Annotated in this window: 21 protein-coding genes; 12 read left to right on the forward strand and 9 right to left on the reverse strand. The window is 61.0% G+C overall.

Features of this window, described 5'->3' with window-relative positions; translation table 11 throughout:
- Positions 1 to 64: 64 nt before the first annotated feature.
- On the forward strand, positions 65 to 2,704 hold the full coding sequence (alaS, locus tag ASD83_RS01755; RefSeq protein ID WP_056309785.1) for an alanine--tRNA ligase: 2,640 nt from the start codon (positions 65 to 67) through the stop codon (positions 2,702 to 2,704).
- A 130-nt stretch (positions 2,705 to 2,834) separates the two neighbouring features.
- On the opposite strand, the gene ASD83_RS01760 is transcribed toward alaS, so the two are convergent.
- Complete coding sequence (locus ASD83_RS01760; protein ID WP_056307367.1) at positions 2,835 to 3,719, reverse strand: DMT family transporter; 885 nt, start codon at positions 3,717 to 3,719, stop codon at positions 2,835 to 2,837.
- A 91-nt stretch (positions 3,720 to 3,810) separates the two neighbouring features.
- A complete protein-coding gene (locus ASD83_RS01765; protein ID WP_056309787.1) occupies positions 3,811 to 4,797 on the reverse strand; it encodes a glycerophosphodiester phosphodiesterase family protein in 987 nt (328 codons plus the stop codon).
- Between the two features lie 169 nt (positions 4,798 to 4,966).
- Here ASD83_RS01765 and ASD83_RS01770 point away from each other — a divergent pair, with 169 nt between their 5' ends.
- Positions 4,967 to 6,652, forward strand: a complete 1,686-nt coding sequence (locus ASD83_RS01770; RefSeq protein ID WP_056307369.1) for a vWA domain-containing protein — start codon at positions 4,967 to 4,969, stop codon at positions 6,650 to 6,652.
- Between the two features lie 181 nt (positions 6,653 to 6,833).
- Here ASD83_RS01770 and ASD83_RS01775 read toward each other — a convergent pair whose 3' ends face one another.
- From ASD83_RS01775 to ASD83_RS01785, 3 genes are all read right to left on the reverse strand, one after another.
- Positions 6,834 to 8,045, reverse strand: a complete 1,212-nt coding sequence (locus ASD83_RS01775) for an NADP-dependent isocitrate dehydrogenase (RefSeq protein WP_056307371.1) — start codon at positions 8,043 to 8,045, stop codon at positions 6,834 to 6,836.
- Positions 8,046 to 8,164: 119 nt separating this feature from the next.
- Complete coding sequence (locus tag ASD83_RS01780) at positions 8,165 to 8,500, reverse strand: TfoX/Sxy family protein (RefSeq protein ID WP_200946443.1); 336 nt, start codon at positions 8,498 to 8,500, stop codon at positions 8,165 to 8,167.
- The gene (locus ASD83_RS01785; protein WP_056307376.1) at positions 8,497 to 8,940 is read right to left on the reverse strand and encodes a GFA family protein; all 444 of its coding nucleotides are present in this window, start codon (positions 8,938 to 8,940) and stop codon (positions 8,497 to 8,499) included. The genes ASD83_RS01780 and ASD83_RS01785 overlap by 4 nt, the downstream gene beginning before the upstream one ends.
- 90 nt (positions 8,941 to 9,030) lie before the next feature.
- Between ASD83_RS01785 and ASD83_RS01790 the strand changes: the two genes are divergently transcribed.
- The 5 genes from ASD83_RS01790 to rpsD all read left to right on the forward strand — a co-directional run bounded on the left by ASD83_RS01790 (position 9,031) and on the right by rpsD (position 13,367).
- Entirely contained in the window at positions 9,031 to 9,594 is a 564-nt protein-coding gene (locus tag ASD83_RS01790) for a GNAT family N-acetyltransferase (RefSeq protein ID WP_056307378.1), read from the forward strand.
- A gap of 193 nt (positions 9,595 to 9,787) precedes the next feature.
- Positions 9,788 to 10,384 carry a GNAT family N-acetyltransferase gene (locus ASD83_RS01795; protein WP_162249109.1) on the forward strand — a complete coding sequence of 199 codons (597 nt, stop codon included), beginning with the start codon at positions 9,788 to 9,790 and terminating at the stop codon, positions 10,382 to 10,384.
- Positions 10,385 to 10,443: 59 nt separating this feature from the next.
- The gene (locus ASD83_RS01800; RefSeq protein WP_056307382.1) at positions 10,444 to 11,256 is read left to right on the forward strand and encodes an RNA methyltransferase; all 813 of its coding nucleotides are present in this window, start codon (positions 10,444 to 10,446) and stop codon (positions 11,254 to 11,256) included.
- A 69-nt stretch (positions 11,257 to 11,325) separates the two neighbouring features.
- Positions 11,326 to 12,564 (forward strand): MFS transporter, encoded by a 1,239-nt coding sequence (locus ASD83_RS01805; RefSeq protein WP_056307384.1) that lies wholly within the window; start codon positions 11,326 to 11,328, stop codon positions 12,562 to 12,564.
- A 185-nt stretch (positions 12,565 to 12,749) separates the two neighbouring features.
- Positions 12,750 to 13,367: a 30S ribosomal protein S4 gene (rpsD, locus tag ASD83_RS01810; protein WP_056307386.1), complete on the forward strand. Its 618-nt coding sequence runs from the start codon at positions 12,750 to 12,752 to the stop codon at positions 13,365 to 13,367.
- A 115-nt stretch (positions 13,368 to 13,482) separates the two neighbouring features.
- Here rpsD and sbmA read toward each other — a convergent pair whose 3' ends face one another.
- Positions 13,483 to 14,799: a peptide antibiotic transporter SbmA gene (gene sbmA, locus ASD83_RS01815; RefSeq protein WP_056307388.1), complete on the reverse strand. Its 1,317-nt coding sequence runs from the start codon at positions 14,797 to 14,799 to the stop codon at positions 13,483 to 13,485.
- 178 nt (positions 14,800 to 14,977) lie between these two features.
- Here sbmA and ttcA point away from each other — a divergent pair, with 178 nt between their 5' ends.
- Together ttcA and ASD83_RS01825 are read left to right on the forward strand one after the other, a co-directional pair.
- Positions 14,978 to 15,841, forward strand: a complete 864-nt coding sequence (gene ttcA, locus ASD83_RS01820) for a tRNA 2-thiocytidine(32) synthetase TtcA (protein ID WP_162249139.1) — start codon at positions 14,978 to 14,980, stop codon at positions 15,839 to 15,841.
- Positions 15,838 to 16,650: an inositol monophosphatase family protein gene (locus tag ASD83_RS01825; RefSeq protein ID WP_056307392.1), complete on the forward strand. Its 813-nt coding sequence runs from the start codon at positions 15,838 to 15,840 to the stop codon at positions 16,648 to 16,650. Before ttcA ends, ASD83_RS01825 begins: the two co-directional genes overlap by 4 nt.
- Here the strand turns inward: ASD83_RS01825 and ASD83_RS01830 are convergent.
- Positions 16,647 to 17,840: a pyridoxal-phosphate-dependent aminotransferase family protein gene (locus ASD83_RS01830; RefSeq protein WP_056307394.1), complete on the reverse strand. Its 1,194-nt coding sequence runs from the start codon at positions 17,838 to 17,840 to the stop codon at positions 16,647 to 16,649. The two genes, ASD83_RS01825 and ASD83_RS01830, sit on opposite strands and share 4 nt — an antisense overlap.
- Positions 17,841 to 17,936: 96 nt before the next feature.
- Here ASD83_RS01830 and ASD83_RS01835 point away from each other — a divergent pair, with 96 nt between their 5' ends.
- Genes ASD83_RS01835 through ASD83_RS01845 form a run of 3 tightly spaced genes read left to right on the forward strand, consistent with a single transcriptional unit; the run spans position 17,937 to position 19,256 of the window.
- Positions 17,937 to 18,251, forward strand: coding sequence for an ArsR/SmtB family transcription factor (locus ASD83_RS01835; RefSeq protein WP_056307396.1), 315 nt, complete (start codon positions 17,937 to 17,939; stop codon positions 18,249 to 18,251).
- Positions 18,248 to 18,574, forward strand: coding sequence for an SRPBCC family protein (locus ASD83_RS01840; RefSeq protein ID WP_056307398.1), 327 nt, complete (start codon positions 18,248 to 18,250; stop codon positions 18,572 to 18,574). The genes ASD83_RS01835 and ASD83_RS01840 overlap by 4 nt, the downstream gene beginning before the upstream one ends.
- Before the next feature lie 52 nt (positions 18,575 to 18,626).
- Positions 18,627 to 19,256 carry an ATP-dependent Clp protease proteolytic subunit gene (locus ASD83_RS01845; protein WP_056307400.1) on the forward strand — a complete coding sequence of 210 codons (630 nt, stop codon included), beginning with the start codon at positions 18,627 to 18,629 and terminating at the stop codon, positions 19,254 to 19,256.
- A 41-nt stretch (positions 19,257 to 19,297) separates the two neighbouring features.
- On the opposite strand, the gene ASD83_RS01850 is transcribed toward ASD83_RS01845, so the two are convergent.
- Together ASD83_RS01850 and ASD83_RS01855 are read right to left on the reverse strand one after the other, a co-directional pair.
- Positions 19,298 to 20,554 (reverse strand): multidrug effflux MFS transporter, encoded by a 1,257-nt coding sequence (locus tag ASD83_RS01850; RefSeq protein WP_056307402.1) that lies wholly within the window; start codon positions 20,552 to 20,554, stop codon positions 19,298 to 19,300.
- 123 nt (positions 20,555 to 20,677) lie between these two features.
- Complete coding sequence (locus tag ASD83_RS01855; protein ID WP_244489079.1) at positions 20,678 to 21,895, reverse strand: MFS transporter; 1,218 nt, start codon at positions 21,893 to 21,895, stop codon at positions 20,678 to 20,680.
- Positions 21,896 to 21,898: the final 3 nt, after the last annotated feature.

A 21,898-nucleotide genomic window follows, 5' to 3' on the forward strand; every position in this document is an offset into this window, starting at 1 on the left:
GCACGATAGAAAGCCACGTTTCTATTGGACGCGCGCCGTGTCCGTTCCGCATGAAAGCTAGTTGATGACCAGCGTAAACGATCTCCGTTCGAGCTTTGTCGATTACTTTGCCCGCAATGGCCACGAAGCCGTTGCGTCGGGCCCGCTCGTCCCGCGCAATGATCCGACGCTGATGTTCACCAATGCCGGCATGGTGCAGTTCAAGAACGTCTTTACCGGCGTCGAGAAGCGTCCCTATTCGACGGCGACCACGGCCCAAAAGTGCGTTCGCGCCGGCGGCAAGCACAATGATCTCGACAATGTTGGCTTCACCGCGCGCCACCACACCTTCTTTGAAATGCTGGGCAATTTCTCGTTCGGCGATTATTTCAAGCCGCAAGCCATCGAACTGGCCTGGAATCTTCTCACCAAGGATTGGGGCCTGCCGCGCGAAAGGCTGATGGTCACCGTCTACGAAGACGACGATGAAGCGCTCGAACTCTGGAAGAAGATCGCCGGTCTCTCCGAAGATCGCATCGTCCGCCTCGGCGCCAAGTCCAATTTCTGGCAGATGGGCGATACTGGTCCCTGCGGTCCGTGCTCTGAAATTTTCTTCGACCATGGTGACAAGGTCTGGGGCGGCCCGCCGGGTTCGGCTGACGAGGATGGCGATCGCTGGATCGAAATCTGGAACCTCGTCTTCATGCAGTTCGAACAGCATGCGGACGGCTCGCGCACTGGCTTGCCGCGCCCATCGATCGATACCGGCATGGGTCTCGAACGCGTCGCCGCCGTCATGCAGGGCGTTCACGACAATTATGACATCGATCTCTTCAAGGCTTTGATCGGGGCGGCGGCCCATGCCACCAATGCCGACGTCAACGGCCCGGGCAATCGAAGCCTGCGCGTCATTGCCGACCACCTGCGCTCGATGAGCTTCCTGATCGCCGAAGGCGTGCTGCCCTCCAATGAAGGTCGCGGCTATGTGCTGCGCCGCATCATGCGCCGCGCCATGCGCCACGCGACCCTGCTCGGCGCCAATGAGCCGACGATTTTCAAGCTGGTTCCGACCCTGGTCCGCGAAATGGGTCAGGCCTATCCCGAACTCAGCCGTGGCGAAGCCATGATCGCCGAAACCGTCCGTCTCGAAGAAGGCCGGTTTCTCAAAACGCTCGGCCGTGGTCTCCAGATTCTCGAAGCCGAAACCGCCGATCTCGGCGAGGGCGCCGTCCTCGATGGCACCACGGCCTTCATGCTGCACGACACCTATGGCTTCCCGCTCGATCTGACGCAGGACGCCCTACGCAATCGCAATATCACCGTCGATCAGGCCGGCTTTGACGCCGCCATGGCGCAGCAGAAGGCCGAGGCCCGCAAAAACTGGGCCGGTTCGGGTGAAGCCACCACCGACACGGTCTGGTACGGCCTTGCCGACAAGCTCGGCCCGACCGAATTCCTTGGCTACGAAACCGAGACCGCCGAAGGTGAAATCAAGGTTTTGCTTGTCGATGGCGCCGAAGTCGCTTCGATCGCTGCGGGCCAGGAAGGCGTCGTCGTCGTCAACCAAACCCCGTTCTATGGCGAGAGCGGCGGCCAGGTCGGCGATTCCGGCGTCATCAAGGGCGAAGGCTTTGCCGCCGAAGTTTTGGACACCGGCAAGCACCACGGCGTTTTCAGCCACAAGGTGAAGGTCACCGAGGGCACGCTCAAGCTCGGGCAAGCCGTCGAACTGATCGTCGATCACGAGCGCCGGTCCTCGATCCGCTCCAACCATTCGGCCACCCACCTGTTGCACGAAGCCCTGCGCCTCGTCCTTGGCGACCACGTCGCCCAGAAGGGGTCCATGGTTTCGGCCGATCGGCTGCGCTTCGATTTCGTGCACACCAAGCCGATGACCCCGCAGGAACTGGCTGAAGTCGAAGACATCGCCAACACCATCATCCTCCAGAACACCGCGGTCGAAACGCGGCTGATGGGTGTCGAGGAAGCCAAGGAATCGGGCGCCCGTGCGCTCTTTGGCGAAAAGTACGGCGATGAAGTCCGCGTCGTTTCCATGGGCGAGCCGACCGGCAACGGCCTTGGCTGGTCCGTCGAACTCTGCGGCGGCACCCATGTGCGCCGTACCGGCGATATTGGGTTGGTGTCCATCGTCACCGAGACGGCTTCGGCTGCCGGCGTCCGCCGCATCGAAGCCCTGACCGGCAAGGCCGCGCGCCATCGCGGCAATACCAATGTCAACATCGTTTCCGCCGCCGCGGGTCTTCTCCGTTCCGGCACCCACGAAGTGCTCGAGCGCATCGAGGCGCTGCAGAACCAGATCAAGAGCACCGAAAAGGCACTCAGCGATGCCCGCCAGAAGCTGGCGCTCGGCGGCAGCGGCGAAGGCGGCAGTGCCACCGAGACCGTCAATGGCGTCACCTTTGTCGGCCGTGTCGTCGAAGGCGTCGCTGCCAAAGACATCAAGACCGTCGTCGATGCCGAAAAGAAGCGCATCGGCTCGGGCGTCGTCGTCATCGTGCTCAAGGGCGAAGACGGTAAGGGCACCGTCGCGATCGGGGTCACCGACGATCTCACCGGCCGCTATGCTGCCGGCACGCTGATCAAATCGGCGACTGCTGCGCTTGGCGGCCAGGGTGGCGGCGGCCGTCCCGACATGGCCCAGGGCGGCGGACCCGACGCAACCAAGGCTGACGATGCCGTCGCGGCAATCCGTGCGCTGATCTAATTGGCGCACGGTGATCCGTGCGCTGATCTAGTCAGCGCCGATCGATGTTCGGATAGTGCAAGCCGCGGTCATGCCGCGGCTTTCGCATTTGGGACGCTCGATGCTAACAGTCTGCTAACCCAAGCCCGCCCTATTCGCCGATACGGAAGAAGAAAACACGCGGCTTCCAGCGGATCGGCCGCTTTTCGCTCAGCACGTTCATGAGCCCCGCGCCAACCACGATCAACATGCCGACAATGGCGATCCAGTCCGGATATTCGCCAAAGAACATTGCCCCAAAAAGGATGGCCCAGATCAGCTGGCTATATTGAACCGGGGCGATGAGATTGGCCGGCGTCTGCTTGCTTGCCTGGATCAGCAACAGGCCGCCAATGCCACCGAGAAGGCCGATCCCGAGCAGAATGACCAGTTGTTCCAGCGAGGGGATGACGAAGGTCGGGACCATCAGTATCGCATTGAAAATGCCCGAATAAAGCACCTGCAGGCCGACAAGGCTGACCTTGCGCTCCCTGGGCGCCACGTGCCGCAGAACAGTCGTCGTCACCGCGCCGAGCACGGCCGCGATCATCATCACGTAGTGCCCCAGTTCCAGCTCGCGCAGGCCCGGCCGGATCACCAGTACAACGCCCAGAAAGCTGATGAACAGCAATACCCAGCGGTGCACGGCCACGAATTCGCGCAGCAGCAGTACCGAGAGCAGCGTCACGAACAAAGGCGTTGTAAAGCCAATGGCATAGACATCGGCAAAGGGAATGTGGGTGAAGGCGAACATCACGCAAGCGGTGCCGAGAATCGCCGTCGTGCAGCGCAAATGCACCAGATAGGGGTGGTGCAGCTTGTAGATATCGCGCCAGCGCTCGCCGCGCTTGGTCAGCATGGCCGGGATGATCGAGAAGCTGGTGGTGAAAAAGGCGATCTCGAAGACCGACATGGACGGGCCCGTGGCCTTGATCAGGGCGTCGGACACGGAAAAAACGGCATAGGCCAAAAAGGCCAGAATGACGCCGACGGGCATCGCGGTACCACGAAAGTCAGAAATGGGAGCATTCGAGCGGGAATAGCGTTACCATACAAGCCATTTTCCCGTCCGTCATGACAATACGGCGCTAGTTCGCCCAGATTCCGCGCCCCAGCGCCGGCCCGATCACTTCGATGCGGTTGGTCCAGACATAGCCGGAGAAATCCCCGGGTACTTGTTCGAGTGTTATGATGTCGTCGATGCCGGCCGTGCCGGGATCGCCGGCGCCATAAGGCCCGAGCAGAATGACTTCGCTGCCGGCATCTTCGAGCCGGGCGAGAAGGAGGTTTGGCCAGCCCCAGAGGAAGGGCGCGACATTGATGGGAATCATCACCTGCGTGTTTTTGCACGCCCCCGGCACCACCCCGGCCCAGCCGAGGAGTTCGTATTGTACAAGGCAGTCGAGAAGACCGCGCCGCGACCAGACGTGGAGACCATCGATCAGCTCGGCGGCGCGAAAGGTTGGTTCATCGCCGCCATAGGCGCCCCAGACGGTGGGGCGCCATTCGGGATGATCCGTAAGCAGAGCTGCGAGGATGTCGCCCTCGCGGGCTTCCCGGCTTTTGAAATTGATGAGGAATTTTTCCTGGGGAAGGGCGGCGAAAACCTCTTTTAATTCAGGTATTTGCCCTGAGAATTTACCGCGGAACGGATAGGTTTCACCGCCGTCGGCAGTATAGCCATAGCCGATGTCGAGCGCCTTGAGTTCGGCCATGCTGTGGCCGCGGGTTTCGCCCATGCCTTCGGTGCGGCAATCGACTGCCCAGTCATGCATCACGGCAAACTGGCCGTCGATGGTTGGGTGCACGTCGAGTTCGACGATATCGGCCCCGGCGGCAAAGGCCGCCTGCATGGAAGCTATTGTATTCTCTAGATAATCATGACGCGGCGGATCGATTCTTTGGGCTGTGCAGGCGTCGTTTTCGAGGTCCGCCCGGTCAAAAGTCTGGTGCACGCCACGATGGGCGATCAGCCTGATGCCGCCGCCCTCCGGCATCGATACACGCCAACTCGCATTGAATAGATAGACTCCGGCAACCAGCGCCACCGGCAATAGCAGCCATCTTTTCCGCACGATTCTCTCTCCCCCAAAGATCAGATGCACGACATAGGCAAACTCTGGCAAGATTGCGCCGAAATCTGCCGCCTGCGGGCATGAACATCGCGTTCATTCCGCTTTCAGGCGCCAAGAGGCTAGCTGGGTTCGCGCGGCCCGAGGGCTGCAGTGTTGGAGGGCTATCACTATGCAGTTCTGGAAGAAATTTGCCTTGGGCGCCGTGGCGGCCATCGGCATGGCTTTGCCGGCCATGGCCGCAGAACGCGCCGTCATCGTGCTCGATGGATCGGGCTCGATGTGGGCGCAGATCGATGGCAAGGCGCGTATCACCATAGCGCGTGAAACCCTGGCCTCGGTGCTCGCCGATTTGCCCGATGATCTTGAGCTGGGCTTCATGACCTATGGTCATCGCGAAAAGGGCAATTGCGGCGATATCGAAATGCTGGTCGAGCCGGCGGCCGGCACCGGCCCCGCGATTGCCGCCGCTGCCGAAAAAATCAATCCCAAGGGCATGACGCCGATCTCGGACGCGGTGCGGCTGGCGGCCGAAGACCTGCGGTTCACCGAGGAAAAGGCGACGGTAATCCTGATCACCGATGGCCTCGAAACCTGCGAGGTCGATCCCTGCAAATTGGCAACCGAACTTGAAGGGCAGGGGATCGACTTTACCACCCATGTGCTCGGCTTTGGCCTCTCGGACGAGGAGGGGCAAGAGGTTGCATGCCTCGCCGAAAATACCGGCGGCCAATACCTGTCCGCCGCCGATGGTGCTGGCCTTGTTGATGCGTTGACGAGGACCGTAGCGCAGGTGGTTCAGGCCGAACCTGAGCCTAAACCGGCCCCCGAGCCCGCGCCCGAACGGGTAACGGCTTACAACCTCAAGCCAACCGTATCCTTCGCCGAGGGCGGTCCGGATATCGTTGACGAGACGCACGACATTGTCTGGAGCTGGTACAAACCAAATGCCGAAGGTGGCGAGGGCGAATATATCGGCACCGGCTACTATTCGAATTTTGAGGGCGCGCTGGAGCCCGGCAAATACATCCTCAAGGTCGAGATAGGTTCGGCGGCAACGACCCAGCCGATCACCATCCAGGATGGCAAGGTGGCCAAACCGCACTTCGTGCTCAACGCGGCGATCCTGAAGCTGCATCCGATGTCGAGCGAGGGCGCCGAAGTTTCCGAAGACGCGTCGACCGAGATCAAACTCAATGGCGAATATCTGGCCTATGACTATGGCGATGTGGACATTGTGGTCCCGGCGGGTGCGCTCGAAGCCATTGTAACCATTGGCGAAGCCTCGGTCAGCCGCACATACAATCCCAAGGCGGGCGAAACCATCGACGAGGACGTTATCCTCGGCACCGGCGTCGTGTTCTTCAGCACGGAATATGCGCCCGGTGCCAAGGTCGAGGACGACATCTTCATGGAAATTTTCGAGGCAAAGGTGGCGCTCGATGGTACCCGCAAATCTGTCGCCTATGGCTACAATGGCGAGCAGAATTACGAGCTGCCGGCCGGCGATTATGTGATGGATTACAAGCTCGGTGGCACCCGCGGGCAGGTTCCGTTCAGTGTCGCGACAGCCGAGCGCACCGATGTCCCGGTGCTGCTGGATGCCGGTGTGCTCTCGATCGTCACGCCGAGCGACGAGTATGTCGAAATCTTCAGCGCCGCCAAGGACATCGCCGGGAATCGCCAGTCCTTCGACTATGGCTATGGCCCCAATTTTCAGACCACGCTGGCGGCTGGCGACTACATGGTCCTCAGCAAGAAAGCGGATGTCGAAAGTGAAACGCCGGTGACGATCAAGGCGGGCGAACGGTTCGAGTTGACGATCGAGGCCGCGGCGGCTGGCGGGAAGAAGAAGTAGAGAAAAACCCCCACCTAACCTCCCCCTGGTAGGGGGAGGGACAGATTTGGGCTCACAGACCCTTCGGCAAACTCGATAAATCCCTCCCCCTACCAGGGGGAGGCTAGGTGGGGGTAGGCACCAAACAAAAAGGCCGGGTCTTGCGACCCGGCCTCATTCATTTCCGTCCGCTCAGAAAGGCTTACGCCATGGCCTTCTGCAGGTTCTGGTCGATGGCGTCGAGGAAGCCGATCGTCGAGAGCCAAGGCTGATCGGGGCCGACGAGCAGGGACAGGTCCTTGGTCATCTTGCCTTCTTCGATCGTGTCCACGGTGACCTTTTCCAGCGTCGAGGCAAACTTGACCAGCGCCGCATTGTCGTCGAGCTTGGCACGGTGGGCGAGGCCACGGGTCCAGGCAAAGATCGAGGCGGTCGAATTGGTCGACGTTTCCTTGCCCTGCTGGTGCTGGCGGTAGTGACGGGTCACCGTGCCGTGGGCGGCTTCCGATTCGACGATCTTGCCATCGGGCGTTGCCAGAACCGAGGTCATCAGGCCGAGCGAGCCAAAGCCCTGCGCCACGATGTCGGACTGCACGTCGCCGTCATAGTTCTTGCAAGCCCAGACATAGCCACCGGACCACTTCAGGGCCGAAGCGACCATGTCGTCGATCAGGCGGTGCTCGTACCAGATCTTCTTGGCTTCGAACTTTTCCTTGAATTCGGCGTCGTAGATTTCCTGGAAGATGTCCTTGAAGCGGCCGTCATAGACCTTGAGGATGGTGTTCTTGGTCGAGAGGTACACAGGCACGCCGCGGGCGAGGCCGTAGTTGAAGCTCGAATAGGCGAAATCGCGGATCGAGGCGTCCTGGTTGTACATGGCCATGGCCACGCCGGCGCCCGGAGCCTGGTAAACTTCGTGCTCGATGACCTTGCCGTCTTCGCCGGTGAACTTGATGGTCAGCGTGCCCTTGCCGGGGAAGGTGAAGTCGGTGGCGCGGTACTGGTCACCAAAGGCGTGACGGCCGACGATGATCGGCTGGGTCCAGCCAGGAACGAGGCGCGGTACGTTCTTGCAGATGATGGGCTCGCGGAAGATCACGCCGCCGAGAATGTTGCGGATGGTGCCGTTGGGCGACTTCCACATTTTCTTGAGGCCGAATTCCTCGACGCGCTGCTCATCGGGGGTGATGGTCGCGCACTTGATGCCGACGCCATATTCGCGAATGGCATTGGCCGAATCCACGGTCACCTGATCGTTGGTGGCGTCGCGGTTTTCAATCGAGAGATCATAATACTTGATGTCGAGATCGAGGTAGGGATGGATCAGTTTGTCCTTGATCGCCTGCCAGATGATGCGGGTCATTTCATCGCCGTCGAGGTCCACCACCGGATTGGCGACTTTGATCTTGCTCATCGGATAACTCCCTAAGATACCTTGGTTTGGCCCCTCGGCCGGTTTCGGTTGCCCCTATACCATCACCCGCGAAAAGCGCAAAGACGGGTCGGGCAAGGGGGCATGCCCGCTTGTTGCCTCTATTTTTGCGGCAGAGTTTGGACGAAGCGCAGGCAGCGTTGCAGCCATTCGCCGAGGTCGTCGTCATCCTCGAGCGCATCGCCCGAAACTACCACAAAACCGCCCATGCTGCGCCCGCCCATGTCCATGATGCTGGCGCCGGAGAGGGCCAATGCCTCGTCCATCCCGTCCTTGCCAACCCGCGCCAGCAAGCTGCCGTCCTTGAGTGGCACGACCAACATATTGCCGTGGTACATGAAGGCGATGCCGCCGAACATTCTCTTTTCAAGGCAATGAACGCGCGGCGGCAGCGCGGCCCGGATGCGCTCGGCCAGTTCTTCCGTTGCCATGCTCATGCCTTGTCCTCCTGCCGATACGTCTCGTGCCAGGGCAGGTGGTCGGCTACCAGGTCCCAGTTTTGATAGCTGCGCGAGAAAATCAGCTGGTTGGGTTTGAACCAGGCATTGTCCCCGGCAAAAATACCCACCGGCACGATGCGCAGTGCTGGGGCGCGCGAGCTTTGGGCAAAGATCGTCGTGCCGCATTCGGGGCAGAAATGGCGCGTGAAGGTGGCGCCCGAGGCGGCTGGCCGGGAGAACGCCTTGGTGGCGCCGACGACCCGCAGCGCTTCGGTGTGGAACAATGCAACTGAGGAATGGCCAGCGCCAGTGGCGCGCTGGCAGTTTTCGCAGGAGCAGTGAAACATGGACACGATGCGACCATGCGCATGCAGCACGATGGCTCCACAGTCGCAGCGGCCGCTCTGATTGAGTTCGTTCTTGGCTTGGCTGGTCATTTTATGAGGCTCGCATGCGGCCCGCGGCGCTGCAAGTCTTGCCAGAAGGCGCGTGGTCGAGGAAACTCCCGCGCCAAAACGAGGAGCCTCATGGCTTTTTTCCCCGACCTGCCGATCACCACGCCGCGCCTGACACTTCGCCCGTTTACCCGCGGCGATGTCGACGCTGTTCTGGACTATCGCAGCCGGGAAGACGTGGCGCTCTATCTCTTCGATGCGCCCCTTAGTCGCGAGGAATGTGCGCTGGCCATTCAGCAGCGCATTTTGCAGACCAGTTGGTCGGCCGAGGACGACAAGATCGTGCTGGCGGCCGTGGTGACCGAGTCGGATACGCTGATCGGAGAAATGTCGCTGATCCTACGCTCCGAGGATGCGAGACAGGGCGAAATCGGCTGGATTTTTCATCCGGATCATCACGGACGGGGTTATGCGACCGAGGCCGCCAGCGCGCTCTTTGATCTCGGCTTTCAAGGGGCTGATCTTCATCGCATTTTTGCCCGTTGCGACGCGCGTAACGACTCGTCATGGCGGCTGATGGAACGCCTGGGCATGCGACGCGAGGCACATTTTCGCGAGCACGCGCTGTTCAAGGGTGATTGGGACGAGGAATTCGTCTATGCTGTACTTCGTCGCGAATGGCGTAACGGCGGTTGAGCCGTAGTCGATTTTGTCGCGTTTTCCCTAGGTCTGTAGCGCCCGAGTCTTGCCGTTTGGCCGACCCGCGAGAGCGCTTTGTTCCCTCGCCTTTGAAATACAAATTTCATTAACGATGGCAGGAACTCCCGACCCGGCGTGCCGTTGTCTGCCTAGAGCGTTCAATCAGCTACACGGAGGGGTATTGACCATCATGACCGGACTCGAATTTCCCTTGGCCACCGAACGCCTGCAATTGCGGCACTTTGAGCGTGCCGATGTGGCGCTTGTCGGCCGCTATCACATGCTGCCGGCGGTGCAGCGCTATCTGGTGCGGCCCACGCGATATCCCGAAGATGTTGCCGCTGCGGTGGAAATCATGCGTGGCCAGGTCTGCTTGCAGCGTCCTGGCGATACGCTGACGCTCGCCATGCAGCGCAAGGGCGATAAGGCGGTGCTGGGACACGTGTCGCTGCATTGGTCTGATGCGACGGCGGGCCAGGGCGAGCTGCTTTTCGCCATTGATCCCGCCTATGCGGGCAATGGCTTTCTCACCGAAGCACTGACGGCGATGTTCGATCTGGCCTTTGGCCACTATCGTATTCACCGGGTTTTCGTGCGATGTGACGGCCGCAATCATCATTCCGCCAAGCTGATGCAAAAACTCGGCATGCGGCTTGAAGCGCATTATCGTGAACATGCGCTGTTTCAGGGCGAGTGGGACGAGGAATTGCACTTCGCCATTCTCGATCGCGAATGGCAGGCTTCGTCCAAGGTTCATCCGCTTCCCTTGCGTGAACGCGTCGCCTGATTTGCCCGAGGCGCACATTTGCGCTATGCCGCCCGCCAGTTTGGCTGGATGGCGGCAAAATGGCAGGCACCGATACTTCCGTACCCATCACGCTGGCCCCCGGGCCGGCGATTATTTTGTGCGAACCGCAACTGGGCGAGAATATCGGCACGGCGGCGCGCGCCATGGCCAATTTTGGCCTGTGGGACCTGCGCCTGGTGCGTCCGCGCGACGGTTGGCCCAATGAAAAGGCCGTAGCTGCCGCTTCGAAGGCAGACCACGTGCTTGAAAAGGTTCGCGTGTTCGAAACGCTCGAAGAGGCCATTGCCGACCTCAAGCTTGTCTACGCAACGACCGCTAGGTCGCGCGACATGCAGAAGGAAGTGCTCGGCCCCGAGGAAGCGTCCATCAATATGGCCCAGCACATTTCGGCCGGGCAGGGCGCTGGGCTGCTCTTCGGGCGCGAGCGCTGGGGGCTGCTCAATGACGAAGTCGCCATGGCCGACGCCATCGTCACCCTCCCGGTGGAGCCGGCCTTTGCCTCGCTCAATATCGCCCAGGCCGTGTTGCTGATGTCCTACGAATGGCGGCGGCATGGTGGGGCCGGCAAGGCCTTGCCGTTCAGCGAGGGTTTGGACGAAGCTGCGCCGCGCGAGGAGCTCACCGGGCTTTTCGAACATCTCGAAGGTGTGCTGGATGGATCTGGCTTTTTCACCACGCCGGACAAGCGGCCGAGCATGGTCAATAACCTGCGCACAGCCCTGACACGCGGACGCTTCACCAGCCAGGAAATCCGGACGCTGCGTGGGGTTATCTCGTCGATCGACCGGCGCCACGAGCGCCCCAATCCTAATCGACAGAAGCCGGCGACGGATAAACCTGCAACAGAGTAGGCCCTGGCGAACCGTTCGGTCCGATTCCGCCTTTGACCTTGTTGCGGCAAAGTGTCATGCCGGGGCATCATGAGCACGCCCCAGCCTACAGAGCCGTCGAAACTCGCCTTCACCTATATCGGTTTCCGCTTTTTCTGGCTCACCACGCTGCTGGTGAGTTTTGCGGTGCAGATCATGTCGGTGTCCATCGCCTGGCAGATTTATGACGTTACCGGCAATGCCTTCCTGCTCGGGCTGGTAGGACTGTGCCTCTTCCTGCCCGCGCTGCTGCTCATGCTGGTGACCGGGCTGACGGCGGATCGCTTCAATCGCCGCGGCATCATGGCGATCTGTCTCTGCATTGAACTCATCTGTGCGCTGGCGTTCCTGACCCTGGTCAATGCCGAAGCGCATGAAGTCTGGCCGATTTTCGTCGTGCTGATTTTCCTCGGCACTGCCCGGGCCTTCTGGGGACCCGCCGCGCAGTCGCTGGCGCCCAACTTGGTGCCGCCGCAAGCTCTCTCCAATGCCATCACCGTCAATGCCTCGGCCTGGCAGTTTGCCTCGATCACCGGCCCGGCCGCGGGCGGCCTGCTCTATGGCATCTCGCCGACCTTCGCCTTCGGCACAGGCGCCGTGCTGCTGCTCTGCGCCGTCGTAACCGTATTGCTGATCCCAAAGCCCTTGCAGCGCCAGTCGCATCAGGCGACGAGCCTTGAAACCATTTTCGGCGGCTTCCGCTATATTTTCTCCAACAAGGTCGTGCTCGGGGCCATCTCGCTCGACATGTTCGCCGTGTTGATGGGCGGCGCCGTGGCGCTGCTTCCGGTCTATGTGAAGGACATCCTCCACGCCGGTCCGGTCGAACTTGGTCTGCTGCGTGCCGCGCCGGGGATCGGCGCCATCCTCATGGCGCTTTACCTGACCCGCTTCCCCGTGCGCGATCATGCCGGCAAGATTCTCTTCCTTTTTGTCGGCCTCTTCGGCGCCTTCACCGTGATCTTCGGGTTTTCGACCACGGTCTGGGTTTCCATTCCGGCGCTGGCGCTGGTTGGTGCCTCCGACATGGTCAGCGTCACTATTCGCGAAACCATCATGCAGCTCTGGACGCCCGAAGAGGTGCGCGGTCGCGTCAATGCGGTCAATTCGGTATTCATCGGTGCTTCGAACGAACTAGGCGAATTCCGCGCCGGAACCGTGGCCCATCTCCTTGGGCCCGTGCCTGCGGTGGTCATCGGCGGCTTCGGTGCCATGATCGTTGCCGTCGTCTGGAGCCGCATCTTCCCGCAGCTGCGCGAACAGCGGCATATCGACAAGCGAATGGCTTGATCCGGCGGGTAAAAACCCCCGGAATGCTTGACACATTCGGTCGTCCCCACTATCAAGCGGCCACCTATCCGGCCTTCGGGTCTATAGGCGCACCCGGGATCTCCTGAATTTTTAGGAATCTGTCGGCTCTTGGCGACAAGGGCAAAGGAGGGCGCGATCCATTCTAACAAAGAAAGGGATACGCGATGTCGAAGCGTCATTCTGTAAAGTACAAGATTGACCGCCGTCTTGGCGAGAACATCTGGGGCCGTCCGAAGTCCCCTCTCAACGCACGTGCCTATGGCCCCGGCCAGCACGGTCAGCGTCGTAAGGGCAAGCTCTCGGACTACGGTCTGCAGCTGCGCGCCAAGCAGAAGCTGAAGGGCTACTATGGCTCGATCACCGAAAAGGGTTTCCGTCGTCTTTATGACGAAGCCAACCGCCGTAAGGGCGACACTGGCGAAAACCTGATCGGTCTGCTCGAAAGCCGCCTGGACGCCATCGTCTACCGTGCAAAGTTCGTTGCCACCGTCTTCGCCGCCCGTCAGTTCGTGTCCCATGGCCACGTTCTCGTCAACGGCAAGCGCGTGAACATTCCGTCCTATCAGGTCAAGGTCGGCGACAAGATTGAAGTGCGTGAACGCTCCAAGCAGCTCACCGTCGTTCTCGAAGCCGTCCAGCTCGCCGAACGCGACGTGCCGGATTACGTGGAAGTCGACCATAACAAGTTGACCGCCACCTACGCCCGCGTGCCCGCTCTGTCGGACGTGCCGTACCCGGTCCAGATGGAACCGAACCTCGTCGTCGAATTCTATTCGCGTTAAGCGAGACGGATTTGAAATTGAAAGGCCGCCCCTCGGGGCGGCCTTTTTTGTTTGGCATTAGCAGAGCAGAAGACCGCCATCGCCGCCCGGTTTTCCAGGCGGCGACGACATTGTTCTAAAGTCCTGCCGGTACGCCTTCCTTGCCGCCGTCGTTGTCTGTCGGCAGCGGAGCGAATTCGGCATCTGTTGCCAGATAGCGCGGATCGTCATAGTCGACGCCCGAAATGGCGTCCGGCGGGATATTGGCTTCAAAGGTCCGCAGGCGCTTATAGACCGAGATCAGCGAAATGATCGTGGTCCACGAGTTAGCGAGGAACCGGAACGAATCCTCCACCTGGCTGAAAGCGTTGCTCACCTGCTGGAAGAGGCCGAATGTCAGGGCCCCGGCCGCGATGGATGGAGCCATGGCGATCAGCGGCACGAAATTGGCGCCCTGCAGGTAAACGTAGCGGGCCACGTTGAAATAGAGGTAGTGCCCATAGAGCCGGAAGTAATTCCGCTGCACGCCGAGGAAGAATTCCTTGGTGTCGAGCGGTCGGGCCCGCTCATGATGGTCTTCACCGTAAACCAGCTCCTTGCGGAGTGCCGCCTCGACGCGCTGGTTCTGGAATTCGAGCCCCGGCAGCTTGATACCGACAAGACCGAGCAGCACCGTGCCCGCGGCGGCGGAAATCAGCGCGACCCAGACGAGGCTGCCATTCACCTGCCCGACGATCGGCAGTTCAGTGATGTGCTGCGACAGCTCCCACAGCAGCGGCAGGAAAACCAGCAGGGTCATGACCGACCCGACCAGCGAAACGGCGAGGCCTTCGACGATATTGGCAAAGCGCTGGGTGTCTTCCTGAACGCGCTGGGAGGCGCCTTCGACGCCGCGGAGCCTCGGCCAGTGGCTCATGTAGAAGAAGGTCATGGCCCGGCGCCAGCGGAAGAGGTAGTGCGCAATGAAGAAGGCATTGAGCACTAACACCGCGATGCGGGGCAGGAGCACGTAGAGCACGGTCCAGAGTTCGCCGTAGATCTGGTCTAGCGTAATGGTACCGGGTGCGGTCAACGCGCCCTGGATCATATTGAAGAAGTCGCCGTACCAGGCGTTCATCCAGGCGCCGATCTGCACGTCGAAGAACACGACTTCGATGATCGTGACCGAGCCTACGACCGACCACCAATACCAGCGACGATTATTGCCGATCCAGTACCAGGGGATGCAGAACAGATATCCCGCCATAAGCACGTATTGGTAGAGCCAGACCTTGTCGGGCGTAAGGAACACGTCCGGATTGGCCTCGGTAGGGACCTGACCCAGGATCGGGCCGAGGCTGATGAGGTTTGCCAGCGTTGGTCCGGCCACGAACCAGATGGCCATGGCGAGCGCCGTCCAGGCCAGGGCGGATGTAAAGAAGAGCTTGGGCTCGGGGAAAAAGGAGCGAAACACCGGGAGACTCCAGGGTGCCAGGAAGATGTGTCATCTAACTGTGGCAATAGGCGTAAAACAAGGACGCGAAGTTAAGGTTTGGTAAGGTTGGCCTTGGTCGCTTTCGCTTCCCCTCGCGGCCATGAGGCGTTATCAGCTACGGAAAGATTTCAGAGAAAGTTTCGCCATGACCGCGGTGATGGAAGCCCCCGCCACGCCGGATGATGACAGCGTTGTCGGCGCACACCCGATCTACGCGAATGCGCCCCGTTCGGTCGAATTCAACAAGCTGCGCAAGCGCCTGATCCGCAATACGCGCGAGGCCCTCGAAAAGTTCGCCATGGTGCGTCCGGGCGAGAAGTGGCTGGTCGCGCTCTCTGGCGGCAAGGATAGCTATGGCCTCCTGGCGCTGCTGCTGGACCTCAAATGGCGTGGCCTGCTGCCGGTGGAACTGCTCGCCTGCAATCTCGATCAGGGCCAGCCGAATTTTCCAAAACACATCCTGCCTGAATTTCTCACCGGCCTCGGCATAGAGCACCGCATCGAATATCAGGACACCTATTCGATCGTGACCGACAAGCTGCCGGCCGGCGCGACCTATTGTTCGCTCTGCTCGCGCCTCCGCCGCGGCAATCTCTATCGCATCGCCCGCGAAGAGGGCTGCACCGCCTTGGTGCTCGGCCATCATCGCGACGACAGCCTCGAAACCTTCTTCATGAACATGTTCCACGGCGGCAAGCTGGCGGCCATGCCGGCAAAGCTGGTCAATGACGAAGGCGATCTCGCGGTGCTACGGCCGCTGATCTACTGCGCCGAGGAAGACCTGCAGAAATTCTCCGATGCCATGCAGTTTCCGATCATTCCGTGCGACCTCTGCGGCTCGCAGGATGGCCTCGAGCGCAATGCGATGAAGGCCATGCTCACCGATATCGAAAAGCGCATGCCCGGTCGCAAGGACGTCATGATCCGCGCGCTCGGCAACATCAATGCCAGCCATATGCTCGACCCGAAACTTTTCGATTTTGCGGGCCTGACACTGAACCAAAAGGAAGCAGACGTATGAATATCGAACGCTTGGCCGCCATTCTCCGTCAGGCCGCCAAGGACGAAATCGTGCCGCGCTTCCGCCGGCTCGATGACGGCATGGTGCGCTCGAAAGCCAATGCCTTCGATCTCGTGACCGAAGCCGACGAAAGCGCCGAACGCGCCATTACCGCTGCGATATCAGCTCATTCGCCCAATACGGTCGTGATCGGCGAAGAGGCCGTCTCGGCCAATCCGAACCTGCTCAACGTTCAGTTCGAAGATCGCACCGTGATCTATGTCGATCCGGTGGATGGCACCTATAATTTCGCCTCCGGTCTGCCGCTCTTTGCGGTCATGGCGGCGGTGGTCGAAAATGGCGAGACGGTTGCCGGCGTCATCTACGATCCGATGGGCGACGATTTCCTGATGACGGAACGTGGCTGCGGCACCTGGCAGGTTTTTCCCGACGGCCGCCGCGTGCGCCAGAAATTTGCGGAGCCAACGGCGCTTGCCGAAATGGGCGGTCTCGCCTCTGTTTCTTATTTGCCCACTGAAGTTCGCAGCAAGGTTCTGGGCAATCTCGCCAAGGTGAAAATGTTCGCCAACTATCGTTGCGCTGGCCACGAATACCGCATGGCCGCCGGCGGCCACGCGCATTTCCTGATGTATAACAAGCTCATGCCCTGGGATCACGTCGCCGGGGCACTGATGATGCGCGAGGCCGGTGCCCATGTCGCCCGCTTCGATGGTTCGGAATACAAGGCAAGCCACATCGATGGCGGGCTGCTCATAGCTCCGAACAAGGAGAATTGGGACGAACTGCGGCGCGAGGTTTTTGCCGTCTAGGCCTTTCCAAAAGTCTTCGCCGCGGCTTCGACCGCTCCGGCGCCATGAGGGATGTCGAGCGCCGTCAAACCGGCCTCGATACTCGCCAACACACCAAGGACCATATGGGCATTCACATGTCCCATATGGCCGATACGGAAGAAGTCGCCATAGGCGGGCTCGTGCGACATGGCCATGCCAAGGCCAACGCCAAGTGTCACGCCTGCCTCGGTCTCCAACCAGATCCGGAGCCGCTTGGCGCCGCCATTTGCGAGGCGCGCGGCGGTCACCGAGTGGCCGCGCGCGTTTGGCACGGCAATGTTAAGCCCGATATCGGCATTGCCGGCGCTCCAGGTGTCCATGGCGGTCCAAACCGAGCGGGCGAGGCGCGCGTGCCGGGTCCAGACCTTTTCGAGGCCTTCCTCGTCCAGAATCATCGTCAGCGCCTCGCGCATGCCGAAGAGGTGATGCGTCGGCGCGGTGCCACCGAAATAAAGCCAGAATTCGGCGCCGGCGGTGCGCGGCTCCCAATCCCAGTAAGGCGTCTTGAGGTCACCCGTGGCGCAGCGCTGCCGCGCCTTGTCCGAGAACCACAGGAAGGCCATCCCCGGCGGCATCATCAGACCCTTCTGGCTGGCGCCGACCAGGAGATCGATGCCCCATTCGTCCATGCGCAGCTCGTCGCAACCAAGGCTGGCGACGGCGTCAACGGCCAGGAGGGCAGGGTGGTCCGCGTCGTCCAGCGCCTTGCGCATGGCGGGCACATCGTTCTTTGCGGATGAGGCCGTATCGACGTGGGTCACCATCAGCACCTTGATGCTATGCTCCTTGTCGTCACGGAGCCGCTGCGCCACGAGCGCGGGGTCAGCAGCGCCGGATTTGCCGCAGTCGAGCACTTCCACGTCCACGCCCATGCGCTGGGCGGAACCAGCCCAGCCCCAACCGAACGTGCCCGTTGCCACCTGCAGGGCCTTGTCGCCGCGCGAAAAGAGGTTGGCATTGGCTGCCTCCCAGGCGCCATGGCCATTGGCGATATAGATGGCCGCATTGTGCCGCGTTAGCGCCACCCGGCGCAGGTCGGCCATCAGCGTGTCCATCATCTCGACCACCTCGCCCTCATAGATATTGGGCGAGGCGCGATGCATGGCGTTGAGCACACGTTCAGGAACGACCGAAGGGCCGGGAATAGCGAGATAGGTGCGACCAGTCATGGGAGAATCCGGAAGGAAGGTGCACCCAGCCTAACGTCAGTCCCGCCGCCCGCAACCCTCTTGTCACGACTCATAAGTCCGTGCTTATGTATGTGCATGAACGAAGCAGAGATTTTCAAAGTCCTGGCCGATCCGACGCGCCGCGCGATTCTCGAGCGGCTGTCGGGTGACGAGTTGACGGCAACCGACCTGCGCGAAGGCTTTGCCATTTCGCAGCCCGCACTGTCGCAGCATATCGCCGTGCTCAAGGGCGCGGGATTGATCAGCGAGCGCCGCGAGGGGCGGTTCGCGCATTACCGCGTCGATGCCAGTGGCTTTGCGCCTCTGCACGGCTGGCTGGCGCGCTACCGCGACTTCTGGCCGAGCCGTATCGATAGTTTGAAGGACCTGCTCAGGGAGATGGATCAATGAAGGACGAGGCCGATACGCTGGTGTTCGAAACCGCGCTCGATGCACCGCCTGAAAAGGTGTGGCGCGCGCTTTCCATTCCCGAATATCTCGAACGCTGGCTACAGCCGCCGGCCGACGCGGAAATTTCCGTTGTCGCGGCGGACGAGAATCGGAGCCTGACCTATCGCTGGCGCGAGCCAGGCGAGTCGCCCGAAGAAAGCCTCGTCACCTTCGAGATTTCGCCGCGCGAAGATGGCGGCACCTGGTTTCGGCTGACGCATGCGCCGATGGCTCTGCCAGCTCCAGCTAATAGCAACGAACCGGTCATGATGCTGGCCGCCTGAGGCCCGCGCCCCGCCGAACAATTCCAAAATTCCAACAGAACGGAGGTCGCCTATGCGCGACATGATGCAACTCGTCCCTATGGTCGTGGAACAATCGAGCCGCGGCGAACGATCCTTCGATATTTATTCCCGGCTCCTGCGGGAGCGGGTCATTTTCGTCAATGGCGAGGTCGAGGACACCATGGCTTCGCTTGTCTGCGCCCAGTTGCTTTTCCTCGAAGCAGAGGCGCCGACCAAACCGATCTACATGTACATCAACTCGCCCGGTGGCGTCGTGACCTCGGCGCTTTCGATGTATGACACGATGCAATTCATCAAGGCGCCGGTCGGAACACTCTGCATGGGCATGGCCGCGTCTGCCGCGACACTGATCCTCGCCGCGGGTGAAGCGGGCCATCGAGCCAGTCTTCCAAGCACATCAATCATGCTGCACCAGCCGTCGGGTGGCTATCAGGGCAAGGTCACGGACATCATGATCCATGCCGAAGAGAGCCTCCGGCTCAAGCGGCTGACCAACAACATTTATGCGAAACATTGCGGACGGAGCTACGAAGAGGTCGAGGCGGCCCTTGAGCGTGATCGTTACATGGCCCCGGAAGACGCAAGGGCCTGGGGTCTCGTGGATCACGTCTATTCCGACCGTAGCCAGCTGGAAATACCAACGGCCAATCCGACGGATTAGCTCAACAAAAAAGCCACCCGGCGGACCGGGTGGCTCCAAACTCAGTGCGCGTCCATCACGGGTTCGCTGCTTGGGTGCGCATATTGCTCACCGACCCCAAAGAGCCGGCCTTTTTCGGCAATGAGAATGCAGATCAGTGCGAGCGCGCCCATGGCCAGATAGCCCGACGCGGCCGGCACCGTGGTGCCATCGAAGTGCTGGCCGGTATAGCCGCCGATCAGCGCGCCGCCGACGGTCTGGATGAAGCCGAAGACCGAGGCGGCCGTGCCGGCGACCTTGCCCAGCGGCTCCATCGAAAGCGAATTCATGTTCGACGAGGCCCAGCCGAACGAGAACATGATGATCGCGAGCAGGCTGAAGAACAGCCAAAGCGGCATGAAGCCCATCAGCGCCAGGGCCAGCCAGATGCCGGAACCGATGGTGAAGACCAGAATGGCGCCATGCGACAGGCGACGCATGCCAAGCCGGCGAACTACGCGCGAATTGGTGAACGACGACACGGCCATCAGACCCGCCATGGCGGCGAAGGCCACGGGGAAATAGACGCCGAGCCCATAGATATCGACGTAGATCTGCTGGGACGAGGTGATGAACCCAAAGAGAGCGCCGAAGAGGAACATGCCGGCGAGGCCGTAGAAGAATGCCACGCGATTGGTGCAGACGATGCGGAAGCTCTCGATGATACCTGTGAAGCTCAGGGGCCGGCGCTGGTCGACCGGAAGCGTTTCGGGCAGGCGATAGTAGGTCCAGAGCCAGAGCGCCAGGGCCAGCACACCCATGAAGATGAAAATGGTCTGCCATGGCCCCGTCAACAGCAGGACCTGGCCAATGCCCGGCGCGATAATCGGCACGGCCATGAAAACCATGAAGGTCAGCGACATGACTTCGGCCATTTCGCGGCCAGAATACCGGTCACGCACCACGGCGGTGGCGATAACGCGTACGCTGGCAGCGCCCATGCCCTGGATAAAGCGCAGAAGAAGGAGCGTTTCGAAATTGGGGGCAAAGGCGGCGAGCACCGTTGCGACCACATAGACCCCGACACCTGCGAGAAGCGGCGCGCGGCGGCCAAAACGGTCCGTCAGCGGGCCGAATCCGAGCACGGCAATGCCCATGCCCAGCATATAGGAGGAGACGACGAACTGACGTTCGTTCTCGTTAGCGATACCCAGAGCCTCGCCCATATAGGGCAGGGCCGGCAGCATGACGTCGATGGCAAGGGCATTGAGCGCCATCAGCGCCGCCATTAGGGCAATGAATTCGGGGCGCGAAAGCACCCGAGTGAAATGGTCTGACATGATTATTGCTCAGTATAAGGGCGCCCAGGGGGAAGGGGCGGCAGAATTACGGCCGGACCATGAACCTGTCCGGCCGCATTGGCAAGTCTCTATCGGCAAATGCCGATAATTGGAAATTTATCCTCAGGCCGCTTTGAGAGAAAAATTCGGAACGCTGCGCTCATTGATAGGAATATGGAGCGCGGCCGAGGCAAGGCCGAGCGCAATGCCCAGATACCAGACAAGACTATAGTCTCCCGTCGCATCAAAAACGAACCCGCCGAGCCACACGCCGACAAAGGAGCCGACCTGGTGGCTGAAAAAGGCGATGCCGTAAAGCATGCCCAAATAGCGGGCGCCGAAGAACAAACTCACCAGACCGGCGGTCAACGGTACCGTGGAGAGCCATAGGAGGCCCATGGCAGCGCCAAAAATGTAAGTCGTCGTGGGGTTGGGCTCCGTAAAGACAAACGCTGCGATAGCGATGGCTCGCAGAAAGTAGATAGACGCCAGCAGCATTTGCTTGGGCAGGCGAGAACCGAGGTAGCCGGCCAGCAAAGACCCCGCGATGTTGAACAGGCCAATGATCGCGATTGCCCAGGACCCGACTTCGGGAGACATCCCGCAGAGCACCAGATACGCAGGCAGGTGCACGTTGATGAAGGCCAGGTGAAAGCCACACACAAAAAAGCCGATGACCAGCAGTCGATATGACCCATGGCCCCAGGCCTTTGCCAATGCCTCCATGAAAGGCAGGTCAGCGTGGCCGACAGGGTTTTCCGTGCGACCGCGCAGGGCGTAGCTGAGCGGAATGATCAGCAACAGCGCCATTCCAAGATAGATCAAAGCCGACTGCCAGCCGAAGGCGTTGATAAAGCCCTGGCTGATCGGCGCAAAGGCGAACTGGCCGAACGAAGACGCCGCGGTGGCGACGCCAAAGATCAGCGAGCGCTTTTCGGCCGGCACCGACCGCCCAAAGGCGGCCATGACCACGGAGAACGAACAGATGGCAATGCCAACGCCCGTAACGACGCCAGCCGTCAGGGTGAGCCAGCCGGCATCGGGCGAAAATGCCATGGTGAAAACGCCCAGCGCGTAGATGGCTGCGCCCACGGCAATCGTCCGGCCTGTACCCACACGGTCCGCGTAGGCGCCGGCGAAGGGTTGAGCAATGCCCCAGGCGAGATTCTGGATCGCCATGGCCATGCCCCAACCTTCGCGGCTGAGCCCCAGGTCACCTGTCATCGGCAGGGTGAAAAGGCCAAAGCTGGTGCGGACGCCATTGCCGATAGCGGCGATGACGCAGCCGGCGATGATCAACACGAGCAGCGGCACGGCGGGGCGAAGGGCGGAAGTATTCATGGG

Source organism: Devosia sp. Root685, assembly GCF_001427875.1.
Lineage (GTDB): Bacteria > Pseudomonadota > Alphaproteobacteria > Rhizobiales > Devosiaceae > Devosia.

What these genes read in the sequence shown, in the direction of transcription:
- ASD83_RS01845 (WP_056307400.1), top strand. Translation starts at nt 18,627, where the DNA reads ATGCGCGACATGATGCAACTCGTCCCTATGGTCGTGGAACAATCGAGC.
- rpsD (WP_056307386.1), top strand. Translation starts at nt 12,750, where the DNA reads ATGTCGAAGCGTCATTCTGTAAAGTACAAGATTGACCGCCGTCTTGGC.
- ASD83_RS01795 (WP_162249109.1), top strand. Translation starts at nt 9,788, where the DNA reads ATGACCGGACTCGAATTTCCCTTGGCCACCGAACGCCTGCAATTGCGG.
- ASD83_RS01760 (WP_056307367.1), bottom strand. Translation starts at nt 3,719, where the DNA reads ATGCCCGTCGGCGTCATTCTGGCCTTTTTGGCCTATGCCGTTTTTTCC.
- ASD83_RS01770 (WP_056307369.1), top strand. Translation starts at nt 4,967, where the DNA reads ATGCAGTTCTGGAAGAAATTTGCCTTGGGCGCCGTGGCGGCCATCGGC.
- ASD83_RS01825 (WP_056307392.1), top strand. Translation starts at nt 15,838, where the DNA reads ATGAATATCGAACGCTTGGCCGCCATTCTCCGTCAGGCCGCCAAGGAC.
- alaS (WP_056309785.1), top strand. Translation starts at nt 65, where the DNA reads ATGACCAGCGTAAACGATCTCCGTTCGAGCTTTGTCGATTACTTTGCC.
- ASD83_RS01805 (WP_056307384.1), top strand. Translation starts at nt 11,326, where the DNA reads ATGAGCACGCCCCAGCCTACAGAGCCGTCGAAACTCGCCTTCACCTAT.
- ASD83_RS01785 (WP_056307376.1), bottom strand. Translation starts at nt 8,940, where the DNA reads ATGACCAGCCAAGCCAAGAACGAACTCAATCAGAGCGGCCGCTGCGAC.
- ASD83_RS01855 (WP_244489079.1), bottom strand. Translation starts at nt 21,895, where the DNA reads ATGAATACTTCCGCCCTTCGCCCCGCCGTGCCGCTGCTCGTGTTGATC.
- ASD83_RS01800 (WP_056307382.1), top strand. Translation starts at nt 10,444, where the DNA reads ATGGCAGGCACCGATACTTCCGTACCCATCACGCTGGCCCCCGGGCCG.
- ttcA (WP_162249139.1), top strand. Translation starts at nt 14,978, where the DNA reads ATGGAAGCCCCCGCCACGCCGGATGATGACAGCGTTGTCGGCGCACAC.
- ASD83_RS01830 (WP_056307394.1), bottom strand. Translation starts at nt 17,840, where the DNA reads ATGACTGGTCGCACCTATCTCGCTATTCCCGGCCCTTCGGTCGTTCCT.
- ASD83_RS01840 (WP_056307398.1), top strand. Translation starts at nt 18,248, where the DNA reads ATGAAGGACGAGGCCGATACGCTGGTGTTCGAAACCGCGCTCGATGCA.
- ASD83_RS01850 (WP_056307402.1), bottom strand. Translation starts at nt 20,554, where the DNA reads ATGTCAGACCATTTCACTCGGGTGCTTTCGCGCCCCGAATTCATTGCC.
- ASD83_RS01775 (WP_056307371.1), bottom strand. Translation starts at nt 8,045, where the DNA reads ATGAGCAAGATCAAAGTCGCCAATCCGGTGGTGGACCTCGACGGCGAT.
- ASD83_RS01835 (WP_056307396.1), top strand. Translation starts at nt 17,937, where the DNA reads ATGAACGAAGCAGAGATTTTCAAAGTCCTGGCCGATCCGACGCGCCGC.
- ASD83_RS01790 (WP_056307378.1), top strand. Translation starts at nt 9,031, where the DNA reads ATGGCTTTTTTCCCCGACCTGCCGATCACCACGCCGCGCCTGACACTT.
- ASD83_RS01780 (WP_200946443.1), bottom strand. Translation starts at nt 8,500, where the DNA reads ATGAGCATGGCAACGGAAGAACTGGCCGAGCGCATCCGGGCCGCGCTG.